Annotated in this window: 16 protein-coding genes; 5 read left to right on the forward strand and 11 right to left on the reverse strand. The window is 35.8% G+C overall.

Going from position 1 to position 19,377, the window contains the following annotated elements:
- Nucleotides 1-151: 151 nt before the first annotated feature.
- Nucleotides 152-4,771, reverse strand: coding sequence for a PKD domain-containing protein (locus ACY651_RS00260; RefSeq protein ID WP_462248495.1), 4,620 nt, complete (start codon nt 4,769-4,771; stop codon nt 152-154).
- A 524-nt stretch (nt 4,772-5,295) separates the two neighbouring features.
- On the opposite strand from ACY651_RS00260, the gene ACY651_RS00265 reads away from it, so the two are divergent.
- Together ACY651_RS00265 and ACY651_RS00270 are read left to right on the forward strand one after the other, a co-directional pair.
- Entirely contained in the window at nt 5,296-5,682 is a 387-nt protein-coding gene (locus tag ACY651_RS00265; protein ID WP_462248497.1) for a hypothetical protein, read from the forward strand.
- 13 nt (nt 5,683-5,695) lie between these two features.
- Nucleotides 5,696-7,252: an FAD-dependent oxidoreductase gene (locus ACY651_RS00270; protein WP_462248499.1), complete on the forward strand. Its 1,557-nt coding sequence runs from the start codon at nt 5,696-5,698 to the stop codon at nt 7,250-7,252.
- A 105-nt stretch (nt 7,253-7,357) separates the two neighbouring features.
- Here ACY651_RS00270 and pnuC read toward each other — a convergent pair whose 3' ends face one another.
- From pnuC to ACY651_RS00285, 3 genes are all read right to left on the reverse strand, one after another.
- The gene (pnuC, locus tag ACY651_RS00275) at nt 7,358-9,451 is read right to left on the reverse strand and encodes a nicotinamide riboside transporter PnuC (protein ID WP_462248501.1); all 2,094 of its coding nucleotides are present in this window, start codon (nt 9,449-9,451) and stop codon (nt 7,358-7,360) included.
- Between the two features lie 163 nt (nt 9,452-9,614).
- Nucleotides 9,615-10,373 (reverse strand): tyrosine-protein phosphatase, encoded by a 759-nt coding sequence (locus ACY651_RS00280; RefSeq protein ID WP_462248503.1) that lies wholly within the window; start codon nt 10,371-10,373, stop codon nt 9,615-9,617.
- A gap of 77 nt (nt 10,374-10,450) precedes the next feature.
- The gene (locus tag ACY651_RS00285; RefSeq protein ID WP_462248505.1) at nt 10,451-10,963 is read right to left on the reverse strand and encodes a UpxY family transcription antiterminator; all 513 of its coding nucleotides are present in this window, start codon (nt 10,961-10,963) and stop codon (nt 10,451-10,453) included.
- A gap of 197 nt (nt 10,964-11,160) precedes the next feature.
- Between ACY651_RS00285 and ACY651_RS00290 the strand changes: the two genes are divergently transcribed.
- Both ACY651_RS00290 and ACY651_RS00295 read left to right on the forward strand, forming a co-directional pair.
- Entirely contained in the window at nt 11,161-12,135 is a 975-nt protein-coding gene (locus ACY651_RS00290; protein WP_462248507.1) for a deoxyhypusine synthase family protein, read from the forward strand.
- 18 nt (nt 12,136-12,153) lie between these two features.
- A complete protein-coding gene (locus ACY651_RS00295) occupies nt 12,154-12,636 on the forward strand; it encodes a hypothetical protein (RefSeq protein ID WP_462248509.1) in 483 nt (160 codons plus the stop codon).
- A 28-nt stretch (nt 12,637-12,664) separates the two neighbouring features.
- Here ACY651_RS00295 and ACY651_RS00300 read toward each other — a convergent pair whose 3' ends face one another.
- Nucleotides 12,665-13,144 (reverse strand): hypothetical protein, encoded by a 480-nt coding sequence (locus tag ACY651_RS00300; RefSeq protein ID WP_462248511.1) that lies wholly within the window; start codon nt 13,142-13,144, stop codon nt 12,665-12,667.
- Between the two features lie 133 nt (nt 13,145-13,277).
- On the opposite strand from ACY651_RS00300, the gene ACY651_RS00305 reads away from it, so the two are divergent.
- The gene (locus ACY651_RS00305; protein WP_462248513.1) at nt 13,278-13,970 is read left to right on the forward strand and encodes a DUF4919 domain-containing protein; all 693 of its coding nucleotides are present in this window, start codon (nt 13,278-13,280) and stop codon (nt 13,968-13,970) included.
- Nucleotides 13,971-14,001: 31 nt separating this feature from the next.
- Here the strand turns inward: ACY651_RS00305 and ACY651_RS00310 are convergent, their stop codons facing one another.
- From ACY651_RS00310 to ACY651_RS00335, 6 genes are all read right to left on the reverse strand, one after another.
- Nucleotides 14,002-14,421 carry a hypothetical protein gene (locus tag ACY651_RS00310; protein ID WP_462248515.1) on the reverse strand — a complete coding sequence of 140 codons (420 nt, stop codon included), beginning with the start codon at nt 14,419-14,421 and terminating at the stop codon, nt 14,002-14,004.
- Nucleotides 14,422-14,566: 145 nt separating this feature from the next.
- Entirely contained in the window at nt 14,567-16,150 is a 1,584-nt protein-coding gene (locus ACY651_RS00315; protein ID WP_462248517.1) for a M28 family peptidase, read from the reverse strand.
- 62 nt (nt 16,151-16,212) lie between these two features.
- A complete protein-coding gene (locus ACY651_RS00320) occupies nt 16,213-16,689 on the reverse strand; it encodes a hypothetical protein (protein WP_462248519.1) in 477 nt (158 codons plus the stop codon).
- Between the two features lie 12 nt (nt 16,690-16,701).
- The gene (gene rpiB / locus ACY651_RS00325; protein ID WP_462248521.1) at nt 16,702-17,151 is read right to left on the reverse strand and encodes a ribose 5-phosphate isomerase B; all 450 of its coding nucleotides are present in this window, start codon (nt 17,149-17,151) and stop codon (nt 16,702-16,704) included.
- A 143-nt stretch (nt 17,152-17,294) separates the two neighbouring features.
- A complete protein-coding gene (gene tatC, locus ACY651_RS00330) occupies nt 17,295-18,182 on the reverse strand; it encodes a twin-arginine translocase subunit TatC (RefSeq protein WP_462248523.1) in 888 nt (295 codons plus the stop codon).
- A gap of 526 nt (nt 18,183-18,708) precedes the next feature.
- Nucleotides 18,709-19,332, reverse strand: coding sequence for a hypothetical protein (locus ACY651_RS00335; RefSeq protein ID WP_462248525.1), 624 nt, complete (start codon nt 19,330-19,332; stop codon nt 18,709-18,711).
- Nucleotides 19,333-19,377: the final 45 nt, after the last annotated feature.

Consider the following 19,377-nt stretch of genomic DNA (forward strand, 5'->3'; position numbering starts at 1 on the left):
TGGTAAACTTAATGCTACCTTAAGCAGCATACTGTAAAGGCATTTTTCAAAAGCGACAAATATCACAAAAAGTTTAGGCAAGGGGATAGAATTATTATAAAGGGCGATGGGTTGGCTGACAAATTGTAAAACGTAACTGCGAGGAGCATCTTCAGATAGGGAGCAGTTTTCGTAGCCCCATCCGCATCTGAGGAGGCTCACTCCGTCTCCTGCTCATGTCTATTTTCTCTCTTATATTACCATTAGTTGCTGGTAGCTGTTTTTGGTAAATCATTTTTCCCTGCTGATCGTTAATTGTTACTAATACCATAAAAACATTATTAGCAGCATTAACCTGTAGTGTTGTTATATTAACAACTGGATTAGGAAAGATTTTCATATTATTTTGAGATGCAAAAGCAAGCGCAGCAGCTACAGTAACTGTTACACTGTCCTTATCGGTAGCACCTCTGTTATCTGTAACAGTAAGTTCGAATGTATAAACACCTTCTAAAAGATTGTCTAAAACACTAATAGCTGTATTGGTAGAAGTTAATTTATCTATCGGACCAGATAGCTGCTTCCAGGAATATGCTACAACTGTTCCATCTGCATCGGTTCCGCTACCACTAAGTGTAACTGAATTTGTTGGTAATGTTACAGATTGATCGGGGCCAGCATTTGCAACTGGTGGAATATTTGCTGCATTTACGGTTATCTGTGCAGTATCTCTTCCTGTTGCGCCGCTATTGTCTGTAACTTGTAATTCAAATAAATAAACACCTGCAGTTAATCCGGTTACGCTGGTAACTGCTGCCGTAGTACTTGTTATTGTACCATTAGCTGGCCCGGCAATTCTCATCCATCTGTATGCCGTAATAGTTCCGTCAACATCATTACCGCTTCCATTAAGTGTAACCGTATTTGTGGGAAGTGTTATTGATTGATTAAGGCCAGCATTTGCTGTAGGAGCCACATTTGGAGCAAATACTGCTACCTGTATTGTATCTCTTCCTGTTGCGCCGCTGTTGTCAGTAACGGTTAACTCAAATTTGTAAACGCCTTGTATAAATGCTGTAACTGAAGTGCTGGCAGCATTAGGATTGGTTATGTTTCCTCCGCCACCAATTGGCCCGGCAATTTTAATCCAGGTATAAGTGGCAATAGTACCATCAGAGTCGATACCTGTTCCATTAAAGTTAACCGTATTTGTCGGTAAAGTAATGTTTATATCTGCACCTGCATTTGCTGTTGGGGCAACATTTGGAGCTGGGTTAACCGTTATTTGCATTGTATCTCTTCCAAATGCGCCACTGTTATCAGTAACTCTTAATTCATATCTGTAAATACCTTGCATTAATCCGCTAACGCTTGTTGAAGCAGAAGCCGCATTAGCAATAGCACCACCTGCCGGTCCTGAAACTTTTGTCCATAAATAACTGGCAATAGTTCCATCGGGGTCGTTGCCTGAACCAGAAAGATTGGCTGTATTAACAGGCAAAGTAATTGTTTGATCAGCACCTGCATTAGCAGTTGGTGCAATGTTAGCAGCAGGATTAACCGTAATCTGCATTGTATCTCTTCCAATAGCCCCACTGTTATCAGTAACTCTTAATTCATATCTGTAAATACCTTGTATTAATCCGCTAACACTTGTTGAAGGTAAAGCCGGATTAGCAATAGCACCACCTGCCGGGCCTGAAACTTTAGTCCATAAATAACTGGCAATAGTTCCATCAGGATCGTTACCCGATCCGGAAAGATTGGCTGTATTAACAGGCAAAGTAATTGTTTGATCAGGTCCTGCATTGGCAGTGGGTGCAATATTTGGAGCTGGGTTAACAGTTATCTGCATAGTATCTCTTCCAACAGCTCCGCTGTTATCAGTAACTCTTAATTCGTATCTGTAAATACCTTGTAGTAATCCGCTAACACTTGTTGAAGCTAAAGCCGGATTAGCAATAGGGCCACCTGCCGGTCCTGAAATTTTTGTCCATAAATAACTGGCAATAGTTCCATCAGGATCGTTACCCGAGCCGGAAAGATTGGCTGTATTAACAGGCAAAGTAATGGTTTGATCAGTGCCTGCATTTGCAGTAGGAGCAATGTTAGGATCTGGGTTAACCGTTATCTGCATAGTATCTCTACCTATAGCTCCGCTGTTATCAGTAACCCTTAATTCGTATCTGTAAATACCCTGTAGTAATCCGCTAACACTTGTTGAAGCTAAAGCCGGATTAGCAATAGTACCACCTGCCGGTCCTGAAACTTTTGTCCATAAAAAACTGGCAACAGTTCCATCGGGGTCGTTACCTGAACCGGAAAGATTAGCTGTATTAACCGGTAAAGTAATGGTTTGGTCAGCACCTGCATTAGCAGTTGGTGCAATATTAGGATCGGGATTAACCGTAATCTGCATTGTATCTCTTCCAATAGCCCCACTGTTATCAGTAACTCTTAATTCATATCTGTAAATACCTTGTAATAATCCGCTAACACTTGTTGAAGCTAAAGCTGGATTAGCAATAGCACCACCTGCCGGCCCTGAAACTTTTGTCCATAAAAAACTGGCAACAGTTCCATCGGGGTCGTTACCTGAACCGGAAAGATTAGTTGTATTAACCGGTAAAGTAATGGTTTGGTCGGCTCCCGCATTTGCTGTTGGTGCTCTATTGGTTAGGGTAATTTGAATGGTGTCCCTTCCAATTGCGCCATTATTATCTGTAACTCTTAATTCGTATCTGTAAATGCCTGACAAAACAAAGCCGGTAATATCAGTTAATGCAGAACTTGGATTTGATATCACCCCCCCAGCCGGCCCTGAAATTTTTGTCCATAAAAAAGATGAAATTGTTCCATCAGGATCACTACCTGAACCTGCAACAGAAACTAAAGTTGTAGGGAAACTGATACTTTGATCGGGCCCTGCATCAGCTGTCGGCGCAATGTTGGGGTCGGGGTTAACTGTAACCTGCATTGTATCCCTTCCAAAAGCACCATTATTGTCAGTAACCCTTAATTCAAATTGATACGTTCCTGCTGCTACAAATCCTGTAATGGCAGTAGATGCCGAAGTTGGAGTTGTAATTACCGGGCCAACAGGCCCTGAAATTTTCGTCCATAAATATGCAGTAACAGTTCCATCGGTATCGGTGCCTGTACCAGTAACGTTAGTGGTGCTGGTGGGTAAAGAAATTATTTGATCTGCACCTGCATTAGCAGTAGGGGGTGCATTGGTAACACCTGTATATTCTGCATATCCTATATCAGGTGCAGATCCGTTAAATGCTAATCCTACATTTACGCCTGCATTAATTAAGGGGCTTGCAGCCTGTAAAGTAAAATTACCACCGCCAACGTATAAAGGATTAACAGTGGCTAAATTATTTGAAACAATGGTACTGGCAGGAAAATTTAGACCTGTAGATGCCCATGTGGGGATTAAATTAACATCATCGCCGTTTAAATAAAAATCGTTGTATTGAAATTGACAATTGATAAACTTAGATCGGTCGTTGGTTAGCATGGCTGCCAAAGAACTGCCTTGTAAAATATTGTTTTTTACTTTAAGCCCGTTTACCAAATCTGCAGCACCTATTCCGGAAATATTTAAGGCAACATAAGGCAGGCCAGTAGCATGAAAAGTATTATTATATATTTCACAGTTATTTATTTGCCAACTGCCTAAAGCACCGTTAAACCCCCCAAACATATATCCTTCAGAGTTAGTACCCATATTAGAAAATAAATTCTTACGAATGACCATATCCTTTAGTATAGTGCCTGTTCTTGGATAAAAGACTATTCCCTGATTAATGTTATTGAAAGTGTTGTTTTCTATAATAGCACCATCTACACTGTATTCAAAAATTATCCCTTCTTCATTATAGGTATTTTTTACTGGTTGGCTAATAATATTATCATGTATCCAAACAACATATGGATAAGTACCCCTGTTGCCCTGGTAGTTAAAATCTAAACTGCCCTGTATAGTGTTACCATAAATTTCCATTCCCTGTGTTTCAAATATCTCTAAACAAAAACTCCAGCCATCATTTTGGTACGGTCTTTTTGTAAGTATATTATTATAAATTTTACAGCCTCGGGTCCATCCTTCGTTAGTGTATTTAATTGGCCAGCCGTTTTGTCCGCTTGGTCTCTGGGTTTGAGTAATAGTATTGTCATGAATCAACATTCCAATCTGGCCACCAAACATTAAGCAACCACTTCCGTTGCCGTTATATGATGCACAATTATTTATAGTATTATTATATACTGTATTGCCAGTAGCATATATTGTTGGTGGTAACGGGTTTCCATTATTTCTGCCACTAAAAATTAATCCGCTTTCAAATACATCTACAATTGTACAGTTATTAACACTCACATTGCTTCTGCCACCTACCCATATTCCACGTTGTGCAGTCATTGTACCATCCACTTTTATATTACTTATATGCTGATTGCCATTTGTACCCTCTGGTGACACCAGGTTAATCATCTCCTGCCATTGTGCAGTAACAGTGCTTTTAATAATTGAAGTAACACCGTCGCCTTCTATACTAACGCCAACACGTAAGTAACAGGTTGCTGTTTCAATATATGTTCCTGCGTTTACATGAATAATATCGCCGGGGTTTGTAACTGTGGCAGTTGCTTTTAATAACGTTCTCCACGGGTTGGCGGCTGTACCGTTACCTGTAGCATCATTACCCGAAGGGCTAATAAAATAGGTGGTTGCGTTTGTAATTATACTTATACAAATAGATATAAGCAGAAGAAAAATTTTCATAAGATTATAGGATTTTGTTATTGGATTCTTAGTGGCGGATACCACTTGCTTAACGAAAATGGAGTCCATTTTATTGTTAATAAAAATTGTTGGGGGCATACAATTACCTAAGTTTAGAATATTTGAATTTGATTCCGTTGTGCAAATACTGTGCTATTTTTTTATTTTAATGTGATGTTTATAAAATGTTAATATATTTTAACATGATGAAAAATAGGTTAAAAACAAAATCTATTATTATTAATATATGTAATTTATAGACTTACAACACATGAGTTTTATTTTTATTTTTTATTATTATATATAATAAAAATTATGGGGATTTTAAAAATATTTTTATTTATTTTAAAAGATAAAAAACTTGCTTAAAGCTCTTAACATTGCACTGGTAAGTAAGATTACCCAACCCGATAAATTTATTTTTTATACCTGCAGCATTATCTTTATTACAAAACAAAATAATAAATGAAGCTGATTTGACGTTTCAATTAAGTGTTTTATTTTTTGTGTACTTTAAAAATTTTATGAAAAGAAGAATCTTTATTACTGCCGCATCAATAATAACAGTTGGATTGCCTGTAGCTTATTATATCGGTAAACAAAAAAACCAAACCAACCCTTTAATAACACCAGAATTTTTATTAAATTTTTGCGATGAGAAAATATTAAACGACATTGGTGCAGCTTACAAGTTGCAGGTACCTGAAGAGAATGAAAAGAAAAAATTGGTTGATTTAATTTTAACAGATAATAAAGGGTTGAAAATAGATGCTTCTGAATGGCATAATGTTAAAGAACATGTATCTAAAAAAATTCATGAAGAATTTGCAGATAATAAAACAATTATTTTAAAAGGTTGGATTATTACTATAACAGAGGCACGGCAGTGTGCACTTTTTTCACTAAAATAAATTAAACATTTACATGCATATTGATGCAAGATTAATTGATGATAAATCAATAATTGAGGGAGATATTTGTATAATAGGTGCCGGAGCAACCGGGATAAGCATTGCATTGGAATGGGCCAACAGCCCGTATAAAGTAATTTTGCTTGAAGGTGGCGGGTTTGAATATGATGATAAAGTGCAGGAACTTTACAATGGGGAAATAACTGGTCAGCCTTATTATCCAATGAAATCCAGCAGGCTCCACTACTTTGGCGGCAGTACCGGCCACTGGGGTGGCATGTGCTCCAATTTTGACGAAATAGATTTTGAAAAAAGAGATTGGGTTGAACATAGCGGGTGGCCAGTAAGTCTGCAGGAAATAGCATCTTTTTATCCAAGGGTTCATCCAATTCTTGACCTTGGCCCATATGAATGGGATTTAAAATACTGGCAAAAAGAAAAACCATCTTTTTTACATCTTCCGTTGGACGAAAAAGTAATATGGAGTAAAATGTGGCAATTTAGCCCACCAACAAGGTTTGGAACAAAATATAAGGAAACGATTACAAATGCAAAAAACATTCATCTTTATACATACGCAAATGTTGTAGATATAACAGCAACAGAAAATACAGCTGCGGTTAAAGAAGTGGTTATAAAAAATTATGCAGGTAAACAACATACGGTTAAAGCAAAATATTTTGTGATGGCATGCTGTTCCATTCAAAATGCAAGGTTACTATTAGCATCTAATAAGCAGGCAGCGGCGGGTTTAGGTAATCAAAATGATGTTGTTGGCAGGTATTTTATGGAACACCCTCAACTTAAATCAGGCGAATTATGGCTTAAAGACTCAAACCCTTATGAATTGTATAAAATGGATGGTGCAAAGCCAAGAGCTGAATTAGCGTTATCAGCCACCAAACAAAAAGAATTAAAAGTACTGAATGGCACAATTTCATTAATGCCACTTGAGTTTTCGAAAAATAAAATATCCTCTATTAAAATGTGGTCTAACGACGATCCACGAAAAAGCCTTGATTCACTCAAGAAATATTATACTTTAGATAAAAGAAATTTCTTTCAGCGTAAGTTTATGTCTTCTGATCTTTATAAAGCTTATGGCCTTATTACAACAATGGAACAGGCTCCTAATCCATCATCAAGGGTTTTTCTTAGCAATGAAAAAGATTCGCTGGGGGTACCACGTGCCAATTTAGACTGGAAAATGTTACCTATTGATAAAAAAACAGTTAGAAAAATAAACCAGCTTTTGGGGCAACAAGTAGGGGAGGCAGGTATTGGGCGTGTAAAACTGGCTGATTTTTTGTTAGACGAAAATGATGACTCCATGCCACAATACATAAGCGGCGGCTGGCACCACATAGGTACTACAAGAATGAGTGATAATCCTAAAGAAGGTGTAGTAGATATTAACTGCCAGGTACATGGGGTAAATAATTTGTACATTACCGGCGCATCTTGTTTTCCTACAGGAGGCGCTGTAAATCCTACATATACTGCTGTTGCTATTAGCTTACGTATTTCTGATTATTTAAAGCAAAAAATGAAAGGTTTAGAAATTGTATAGCGATGATAAAAATATTTTGCTATTCATTTTAATTGTGAGAAAAAATTAAATCAGTCGGTGTTGTAGTATGATAGCTCAGGCATTTAAAACAGCCAATGTTATTAATCAACTTTTTATTGCATTATCCATAGGCCCAACACGTCTCTTTCTTAAACTTCTTTTTTTCCATTCGTATAAGCCAAAAATTGCCAGAATTAGCAATATGCCATAATAAGCGCTGCTTAAAAGATGATGTTTTACAAAGTATAATGGAATTGACAGCGTATAAGTTGCTATCCACCAGTACCAGCTTTCTACTTTTTTCTGTGTCGTTAACCACATGGCGGTAAAAGCGGCAGCAATTGCAAGAGCATCCGCCCAGGGAATTACCCCGTGACCAAAACTATTTTTCAGAAAAATTAAAGCAAAGAAAACAACAACAAAAAAAGATACGAAAAAAGCCAGCTGCATAAGCCATTCTTTTTTTGTTGATACAGTAACACGTACAATACGATGTTTCTTTTTGTCCCTTTTGCTCCATAACACCCACCCATAAATACTTAATACAATAAAATAAAAATATACAGCTGCTTCACCGGGTAAGGCTTCATCAAAACTTATAAATAAATAACTAAGGGCATTAATTAAAAACATTGGGTACACATAAATATTTTCTTTACGGCAAAACCATAGAGCTGCTATGCCGGCAAATACTGCAATAAACTCCAGCATACTGGTTTTTTTTAAACCATAATAAAATGGCCTTACAATGTTCATTTTTATGTTGGCCTTTGTAAATACGGAACCATCAGCCTCTTTGTTGTTTTTATAAATATTATTTTTTGGTGAACCTTGTGAATACGATGGCTTATTAGCAAAGCCATTACCAGTTAATATATTATTTTCAATAATAATGGTATCTATTGAAGATGCAGGATCTGCAGTGATACCGGCTGCACTAAACCCCTTAATAGTGTTGTTTTTAATATGTATATTATTTGCTTTAGCAGCATCTAAAAAAGCTAAACCCCAGTAAGGTTTTTGTACAGGGCTGGCTATAAATTTATTATTGTCAATAACAAAATTTTCAATTAGGTACTGGTTTTTATCTACACTTACAAATCTTAAAGCAAAACCCCGATGGCTGCCATCGGCAACGCCAATATTATTACACACATTGTCTTTAATGGTGATGTTGCTGATTATAGTGCCAGCCCTTGGTGTAAAATATATAATAACACCCAGGTTTCTAAATTGATTTTTTTCAATTATGCCAGTCTCCACATCATACTCCAGTACAATGCCATTTTCTAATTTTGACTGCATGGTTAACGGGCCAATAATATTATCGTGAATGTAAATGCTGTAAGGATAATTTCCTTTTTTCTGATGGTTTAAATCAACAGACCCAATAATGGTGTTGCCATAAATTTCTAACCCGGATACATTGAATAACTCCAGTGCAAAATCCCAGCCGGTGCCATCATAAGCCTGCTTAGTAATTTTATTATTATATATTTTTAAACCCTTTAAAAAACCATCATTGCAATATTTTATTGGCCATCCGTTCGTGCCCTTTTTTCTTCCCGTTTGCGAAATGACGTTGTTATAAATCAACATTCCCTCCTGCCCGCCAACAGTTAAACAGCCCCTGCCAAAATCAGTGTATTTAGCGCAATTAGTGAGTGTGTTATTGTAAAAAGTATTACCGGTTGCGTATATAGCCGGAGGCTCACCTTCATTATCATTTCTTCCTCCCCAAATTACACCCGACTCCTCAAAATCAACAATGGTACAATCGTGTATGCTTACGTTTTTTCTTCCTCTTATTTCAATAGCCCAGGATGTAGTTTGTTTATTGCCGTCTAATTTGATGTTGCTTATATGTTGATTGCCGTCAACGCCTTCATCGGACCGGGCAATTATTATTGCAACAAAGGTTTCTGTAAGTGTAGATTGAATTATTGATGTTGCTCCCTCTCCTTCAATACTTACACCAACTGCAAGATGAGACCTGATGATCTCGGTATAAGTACCGGCTGTTACATGAATAATATCACCTGGGTTTTTAACTGTTGCCGTTGCTTTAAATAATGTTTTCCATGGGTTATTGATACTGCCATTTCCGGTTTCATCATTTCCATTTGGGTTAATATAAAATGTGGTTGCAAAGGCATTGCAGAAAAATAAAAAAAGCAAAGAGGTAAAAAATAATTTCATTGTAAAAATTTTCTGCTTAAAGATTTTTTTAAAGGTGCAAAAAAGAAGTAAGACGAAGATAGAGGTTTCCTGAAAAAAAATAAAAATCTCCTGTAGTTGTTATGCAATTAACTAATGCAAACCTGCCAAAAAATTAGGTAGTAAGCATTTTTGGGAAATGAAATTATAGTGTAATAACTAAACTGTCTAAATCATTAAAAACTTTATTACCAATATAACTTTCAAAAATAGCCCTGTTTTTTTCATTTCTTATTGCAGCTAAATGATTGTGATGATGCAAATCGGTACCAACAAGAGGGGCCAGGTTTTTTTCTACAATAAACATTGCTGCTTTTGCAGCCCTTTTGCCGTAATAGCCGGTTACGGATAAAAGATTTATTTGTAAAACAAATCCCATCTCTTTAAGTTTATAATACTCATCAAAATTTTGCTGAAAATAATGGTAGCGTTCAGGATGTGCCAGAATTGGGAGGTAACCTTTTTCAATTATACCAGAAGTAATTTCCGGAAGATTTTCTGGTGTAGAGGTATAAGAAATTTCGGTAAGTAAAATATTTTTATGAAGCGTAAGGAGTGGTTCATTCTTTTGCAGCAATTCTAAAAAATAATCATCCAGCATATATTCTGCAGCCGCAGATAATTCCATATTGATACCGGCATTGCTGCAGGCAATTTTGGTTTTTTCCAAAGCAGTTGCAATTGTTTGAGGTGAATTGCGGTACATATCACCAATAATATGCGGCGTGGCAATAGATTTGCGTATGCCTAAATTGTACAACCCCTGAATTAATTGCAGAGAAGTTTCAACATCGGTTGAGCCATCGTCTATGCCCGGTAAAATGTGCGAATGTATATCCGTTGTAAAAGGTAAGTTACCTGGTACATTAGCCGAAGATTTTTTTTTCTTAAAAAAACTGAACATGATTTTTTACAGGTATTGCAAACAAAAGTAACAATCTAAAAATAAAACAAAAGTATATTCTTATTACAAAGATGCGGTTACGCAGTTTCGGAACCTACAATCTCCAGATTTTTTTTATCAATAAGGGTAGTTAACTGTAAACCCATACTTTCTATTTTAACACTGGCACGGTTGCCGGATATTTGCAGTAAAATACCGTGGTAATTCATCAGTGCTCCCTGTTTTACTTTTACCCTGGAATTTATTTCCAGCGGCCCTTCTACTACTTGAACTGATGAAAACTCTTTTAAAAACTTGCGTATGGTGGCAATTTCGCTTTCTTTAATTTTTGCAGGCTTGCCCAACCAGGTTACATAATTTATAATGCCATTAATATTTAATACCTCCCATTTCTTTTCATCAGGAACATGAATAAAAACGTAAGATTTAAACAAAGGTTCCAGCACAGTTTTTTTTCTGTCGCTCCATTGCTTTACCACTTTATTTAACGGGCAGTAATATTCAATGCCTTTTGCTTCAAGCAATGCAGCTACCTTTTTTTCCCATCTGGGTTTAGTATATACGGCATGCCACCAGGTGTTATTTTCCATCTTGTAATTTCTTTTGGGGTATTTAATTACCTCTGGCTGTAATTAAATAATACTTAAAGATACAAAGATTGCAGAAAGATGAATTTTAAGATAATATCATTTTTACTTTTACTTTTGAAAATGAATTTCACCCGGTGCTGGAAAATCAAGCCCTATCTTGGTAAAAAAAATTACATTTGCACCCTTAATTATTAATTATGAACAAAGGTCCGGTTTCAAATTTTATAGAACATCATTACCGCCATTTTAATGCGGCCGCTTTAATGGATGCTGCCAAAGGTTATGTAACCCATTTAGATGAGGGTGGAAAAATGATGATTACACTTGCAGGTGCAATGAGCACTGCAGAATTAGGCTTGAGCCTTGCAGAAATGATACGCCAGGATAAAGTGTCCATCATTAGTTGTACCGGGGCTAATTTAGAAGAAGATATTATGAATTTGGTGGCACACAGCCATTATAAAAGGGTACCGAATTACAGAGATTTATCTCCGCAGGAAGAATGGGATCTTTTAGAAAACCATTACAATCGTGTAACCGATACCTGTATACCCGAGGAAGAAGCTTTTAGAAGATTGCAGCAGCATATTCATAAAATTTGGAAAGATGCAGATGACAAAGGCGAAAGATATTTTCCGCACGAGTATATGTATAAAATGCTGCTGAGCGGTGTGCTGGAACAGTATTACGAAATTGACCCAAATAATAGCTGGATGCTGGCTGCTGCAAAAAAAAATATTCCAATTGTTGTACCCGGTTGGGAAGACAGCACCATGGGAAATATTTTTGCCAGTTATATTATTAAGAATGAAATGAAAGCCACCACAATGAAAAGTGGTATTGAATATATGGTATGGCTTGCCGATTGGTACAGGAATAATAGTGGCGGAAAAGGTGTGGGCTTTTTTCAAATAGGTGGCGGTATTGCAGGCGATTTTCCCATTTGTGTGGTACCGATGATGTACCAGGATTTAGAGTGGCATGATGTTCCATTCTGGAGTTACTTCTGTCAAATTTCTGATTCCACAACTTCTTACGGCTCTTATAGTGGCGCTGTACCCAATGAAAAAATTACATGGGGCAAATTAGATATTGCCACACCAAAATTTATTGTGGAAAGTGATGCTACCATTGTGGCGCCATTAATTTTTGCATGGATATTGGGTTGGTAATTTTTTAATTTTTATTTTATGAAAAGTATATTAATAATTGCAGGCTTATTTTTAAATTCATTTGCTTTTGCGCAGCAAAAAATTACAGGTAAATGGAAGCCAGTTTATTTTACTATGGATAAAATAATAACCGCTGATATAAAAGCCGATACTGTATTTTTATCGGATAGCCTTGATGTTATTGTTAAAGATGATAAAGACCCGGCAGCATCTAAAGAATTAATGCAGTTTATGGCTGAATTGATGCTGAAAAAAATGAAAGATACAGAACAGGAGTTTTTACCATCAGGCGGTTATATTGAAACAAATAAAAGAAAAAACACTAATAAAAAAGGAACCTATATATTTAATGCATCCAGTAATTTACTAACTATTCAAAATGGAGATAAGGCGGATAAATTCATTGTGTCGTTTAAAAACGATCATTTAATACTTACCGGCGAATTAGAAAATCGCAAAGGGAAAAAAGGTGAGTTAATAATTGAATACGAAAAATTATAACCGGCAATCTAAAATCATTTTCATAAGCTTATAATGTTTTCACTTCTTTTGCTAATTGCAATTGTTTAGCATCTTTTAGTGGACGAATAAGATTTACCAAAATAATTATCCGCACAATTATACCACCAAATAAAGATTTAAGGATATTTATTTGATCGCCATACATAACATTAGTAACAACTACCAATGCCCAGTGAGCAATAAAAAGGCAAAGCCCAATTACAATGGCTGTATAAGGTTTATGTTTTGTCCATACAGCTAATATTATAAAGCCAATAATAAAAGGAGCTAAATATAAAAGTGTTTCTGTTTCAAAATCACCTTCCTGTCTTGCAATGGCTACAACTTGCCACATCACTAAAAGAGCCGCAGTCCAAAACAATGCATTCCTTGCTTTTTTTACACCCAACTCATATCCTTCCAGTTCAATCTGGCGTATATCGGCATGATATTCTGCAATTTGATCTTGCTGAATTTGCTCTTCCGGTTTATCCTGATTTGATTCCATATTAATGGTTTTAAATGAAAACGTTTATTAATGCTACCAAAGTATAAAGTAAATTAAAGTATACATGTATTTTAAAAGTAGCATTTATTTTATGTAAATTGAAAAATAAATGTGTCTAATAAAAAAAACAATTATGCTTAAAAAGATATTGCTTAATGCACTGGCAGTTATGTTTGTACTCAAAGGGTTTAGCCAAACCGATATAAAAACATTTAATAAGCCAAATTTTGCCGAAATTGAAAAAACAATTAAAGACAAAGATTCTCCCTTTTTTTATACTAAGCTAATAGAGCGCTACACCAATAATGATACTGCATTAACAACAGAAGAATACCGTTACCTGTATTATGGATTTAGTTTTAAGGATGGGTATTCGCCTTATGGTAAATCTGCTTTAAATGATGAGTTACGAAAAAATATAAGCGAAAAAAATACAGAAAAAATAATTGAACTGGAGAAAAAGATTTTAGCAGAGTTTCCTTTTAACCTGAGAGATTTAAATACCCTTACCAATGCACTGGATAAAAAAGGTGATAAAGAGCAGGCGGATCTTTACTATAAAAAACTGCTTGGTGTTGCAAAAGCAATAATGTCAACGGGAAATGGTTTTACAGATTCTACTGCTATATATGTAATTAGTGTAGATCAGGAGTATGATATGATTTCTCTTTTAGGCTATAAATTTGGCGGAGGCCAAACTTTAATAAACAACAAATTTGGCTCGATGGATAAAATGAAATTAGAAAAGAATGATGCTAATATTGAAGCCATTTATTTTAATGTGGACAGGCTTTTTGTAAGTATGCAAAAGATGTTTGGGAAATAAAGCTGCAGCAATTTATAATTACTTCTTGTTCTCATAAAGCTGCACCCTTTTTGCAGGCTGCAGCCGCATAGAAATATATACTGTCAAAATAATTTTTATAACCGTTCCTCTTATATTCAGTTGCGATGTAAAAAAAGCATCCAGTAAAAAAAATAATGACTAAAAAACAAATAGTAGCAATAAAAGCAGTGTAAGGTTTATAATTGCTAAAGGCCGCCAAACAAAAATAAACCGCTATAAGAATAATATTAATTGCAAAGAATAGCCAGTTAAAATCAGCATTGTTTATTAAAAGAAAAACAACATAGAACAGTAAAGAAACAATTGCAAAAATATAAATACCCCAGGTTGCATTTTCAATTTGCTGTTTATCTTTTTTTATTTGATAGTATTCATCATCCTCAATGAAATCAACAATTGAATCTTCGGCGGCATCTTTCTTAATGTCCATCTACATTTGTTTTGCAATTAAATATAAGAAACATATCCGGCAGTAATAAAAGTGCAGGGGTACAAAATTTTCTTGATTGAGTCAACCTTTTGGGGCGACTCAATCAAGAAAAAAACCGCCAGTTTTTTATGCCGGCGGTTTAGTTTTATCTTGTTCCCATATTTAAGGGTGTATCTCTTTTTAACATAGCATCCCGGTTGGCCATTTCCCAGGCGGTATAAAAAATCATACGCACTCTTTTCTCATACAGATCCCAGGTAATTTTATCAACGGTATCAGTTGGTTTATGATAATCTGCTTTTAACATGCCGTCGTAAAAAAATAAAATGGGTACACCTTTACGGGCAAAATTATAATGATCGCTGCGGAAATAAATCCTGTTCTGGTCATTAGGGTCATCAAACTTATAATCTAAAACCAGGTTGGTAAATTTATTATTGGCAGCTTCATTTATAATGGGCAAATCACTGCTTAATTTATCGTGGCCAATTACATAAACATAATTCATAGTGTCGGCAGTTTTTCTTTCGGTATCAATACGGCCCACCATATCAATATTTAAATCCACAGTTGTTTTATCCAAAGGAAAAAATGGATGATCGCTGTAATACTCACTTCCCCAAAGTCCCTTTTCTTCGCCACTAACCGTCATAAAAACCATGGTTCTTCTTGGCCTGTTGCCTTCGGCTGCAGCTTTTGCAAAAGCTTCGGCCATTGCAATTACACCGCATGTTCCGCTGCCATCATCATCGGCCCCGTAATAAATTTTTCCATCACGTTTGCCCAAATGATCGTAATGAGCAGTTAAAAATACATACTCATCTTTTTTATCGGTGCCTTCCACTATGCCCACTACATTACTTGCATTTATGGTGTTGCGGTATTTATTAAAAGCAAAAGATGCTTTTACTTTTTTTTCCATGGCCCATTGCTTATCTATTATCTGTGCGGCTTTGGTAAGTTTTAAAATGGTATCAAAATTATTACCAATAATATTTTTTGCAAAGGCATGCGAAAGCAAAGCATAATTCACCATTTTGCCCTCCACACTTCTTGGATAATACACGCCGGTTTTTTTACCGGCATCAACTGTACGCTGATTAAATACATCCTGATTGGGATTTATTACCAACGCACCTGTTGCTCCTTTTGCTGATGCAGCTGCTAATTTTTTACTGATACCGGGAAAAGTCCATTCGCCGCTGCGTTTGGTGCCGCTAATAATATAGTTGCCGGCTGCATTTTTTGGTTCACCCAAAAAGAACACTACAATTTTTCCTTTTACATCAAGCCCTGTGTAATCGCTGTATTTTTCGTTATCAATACCATAGCCAACAAAAATTATTTTCTTCCCTTTAAACTTTCCTGTTTCATTGGTGTTCATCGGGCTGATAAAATCTTTACCAAAAACAGCAGTTGTTTTATCAACTCTTAAATCGGTGTTTACTAAACTATCCTGGTATAAAGGATAATATTGCTGGTAACCTTTTAATGCTTCTGCCGATTTTAAACCCATCTTTTTAAACTGTTCTTCTATATATGCAGCGGCTTTTCGCTGACCTTCGGTACCGGTTTCTCTTCCTTCAAACTCATCGCCGGCAATTATGGTTAAATGCTTTTTAAGATTTTCTACATTAATTACTGCTGCATACTTTGATGGATCACCTGTTTGAGTAAAAGCAATTGAAAAACAAAAAAACAATAGAGAAAATAAAAACAATTTCTTCATAAAAAATATTTTTTTAAAAGTACAATAACTGCAAAAGCAAAAATTAATAAAATGATAAGTGGTTATTTTTTAGGCTGTGTAATGGCGTAAAGTATTTCTTTCAGGCTTTGCATATCCCCGCTGCTAAAATCATCTTTACTTCTTTTAAGTACTATATCTGCTCTTTTTTTTATGTAAAAAGTAATTTGCTTTACATCAACTTCTTTATAACCAGTTTCAATATTTAAGTTAATATCCGAAAATAAATATTTTTCTTCCATATTGCCCTGAAAAATATTGTAATACAGTATTTCAATTCTTTTTTTTGATTGGTCTAAAACGATTTCATTAATGGAATCTTCGGTAAGAATTACAAATAAATTAAAAACTTCTACAATTAAAAAAGTGTACAGGTGCCATTTGTCTTTGGCAAATTTACTTTCGGGAAAAATATATTGAATGAGAACAAGTAAGGCAAGTGGCCAGAGCAATTGGTACAAACTGCTGATAAAGATAGATTTTAAATTATGCTGCCTCATGCTTTGAAAGCTATAACGCATGTGCAGGCAGTTTTAGCAGGAAATTTTACTTACCCTGTTAGCATGTCTTCCACCTTCAAAAGCAGTATTCATAAAAGTGTCCAGCATTTTTTCAGCATCGCCATCACGTACAAAACGGGCAGGTATGCAAATGATGTTGGCATCATTATGTTTACGTGCCAGTTCTGCCAGCTCTTCTCCCCAGCAAATAGCCGCTCTTACACCCTGGTGTTTGTTTGCAGTTATTGCAACACCATTGGCACTGCCACATAGTAAAATACCAAATGCTGCTTCGCCTTTTTCAACAGCGCTTGATACCGGGTGAGCAAAATCAGGATAATCAACTGAGTCTTTAGTGTAAGTACCATAATCTTTAAAAGCAACACCTTCTCCTTCTAAAAATGAAATCAGGTCTTCTTTGCAATCAAATCCTGCATGATCGCATCCTATAGCAACGGGGAGTTTTAAATTAAAAGGAGACATAATTTAATGGATAATTGATAATGAAATAATGGATAATGCCTTTGTAAAATTAAGGCTTATTAATTACTTACAGCAGTAAAAATAATACCGGTTGAATAGCACCCGATTATTCATTATCCATTTAAAAATTATCCATTAATCCCTTAGCTCCACTCTTTCTCTTCTTTAGCTTTTTGACGGTCGACTCTTGCAACAAGCAACACACTTATCCAGTAGAGTAGTAATAAGGGAAGCGCTACAATTACCTGGCTGGTAATATCGGGTGAGGGTGTAATAATAGCAGCTATAAGTAAGATGATTACAAAGGCATATTTTGAATATTTTTTTAAAAATCCTGCAGTAATAAAACCAATTTTTGCCATAACATAAGCAAGAATGGGCAATTCAAAAGCAATACCGCAACCTAAAATTAAATTGGTAAGGCTGTCTATATAATCGTTAATGGTGGGTTTGTATAAAATTGCCCCGGATTTACCTAATGTAAATGAAGCTAAAAAATTAAAAGTAAATGGCGCTAAAAGATAATAGCCAAAAGCGGCACCTGCAAAAAAACAAAGCGACACCCAAAAAATACTTCCTCTTGCATATTTTTTTTCTTTTGGCGAAAGAGCTGGTTTTACAAATAGCCAAAGTTCATAAAAAATATAAGGGAAAGCAATTATAACTGCACCAATCATGGCAATACTAATTGCAGAAGTAAATGTGCCATTAACCTGGGTAACCAAAAAATCGATTTTTACCGGAGGCATACACAGGCCATCGCCAATACCTAACCAATGGCCAAAACTGCACAATGCACCATAAGTAACAAATTTTTCGCTGCTGGGTGCCAGAATAATATTATCATACACCCAATCTATAAAAACAAAAATTACAATAGCAGCAACCAGCCATACAATTACCGAACGCATCAAATGCCAGCGCAACGCTTCCAGATGATCCATAAAGGTCATCTCGGTTTGTTCTTCCTGCTGGCCTTTGTTGGTAAGGCGCTTAAAAAAATTTTTTCTTTCTGATGTTGCTGTAGCCACTTATATAATTTGGAAGGCAAAGGTAAAGCACTAATTTTTATTTAAGTAAAGTAAAATGGTAATAGTAATTAATAATACTTGTCGTAAATAAAAGAATACAGTTGCGGATTTTATTCCTCACAGCGCCTCAATTTGCGGCAGTAATTTCCATAATAGTGTAGAGAAGAGCAGCTTTAAATAGGTACAAAAGAGAAGCCCCTGTAGATACAGGGGCCGTTTACCAAAACTAACTGCTTATGAGAAAATTTTAAATTTTTTGTTGTTGTGTGTTCTGTATATAGATACGCAAATCAGATGCCAAAAGTAACTGCCTCATTGTTAAGAATAACTTAATAACTTTTCTCCTCTTGAATATTCAACCTGATAACGCAAAAAAGAACTATTTATTTTTATTCCCGGCAACTTTATAACCATTACTGTTAACCGTTGCTATTGTAATATACGACATAAAGTTATTTAATAGGTTTAATTTAAATAAAAAACGTCCTGTTTTCAGGACGCTTTAACAATATCTTAATCTTTGCTTTTATTTTATAAAGCCTTTTATTAGATCCATAAGTCCACCGCCGCCATTTTGCTGCTGCTGGCTTTGGGCACCACCTGCAAGTTTAGATACAATATCCATTAACCCACCACCGCCGCCTTGCTGTCCGCCGGTAAATTTGCCAATCAAATCCTGAAAGTTAAATCCACTGTTGCCGCCAGCCTGCTGCTGCTCTGCCACCTGTGTACTTTGGCCACCGGTAATAGAGTTTAATAATTTATCAATAGTAAAACTGCTGTTATTAGGGTCGTTAGTATTATTAATAAGATTGCTTAGTACGTTTGGTATTAAGCCGCTGGCTACATTGTTAGCCTGGTTGCCGCCTAAATTAAACTTACTCATAAGCTTACCTGCAAAATGCCCCACCATCATATTTACAATTGGGTTACTTAAAAGGCTTTTACCATCCTGCTGGCCTTTATTGCCGCCGAATAAAGACAATATATTTTGCAACCCCCCACCTGCTACCATATTGCGCAAGCCCGATGCTACAGTATTGGTTGCCTCGGCAATTACTTCATTATTTTGCTCGTTGGGTACATCGGGGTTATTGATAACAGTGTCGTTAGCCGATCCTTTTACCAGGTTAAATAATTCTTCTAACATAAATGATGTTTTAATGGTTAATGGAAAAATTTTCCAGAATGAAGA

The sequence above is a fragment of the Ferruginibacter sp. genome (genome assembly GCF_031391665.1).
Classification (GTDB): domain Bacteria; phylum Bacteroidota; class Bacteroidia; order Chitinophagales; family Chitinophagaceae; genus Ferruginibacter.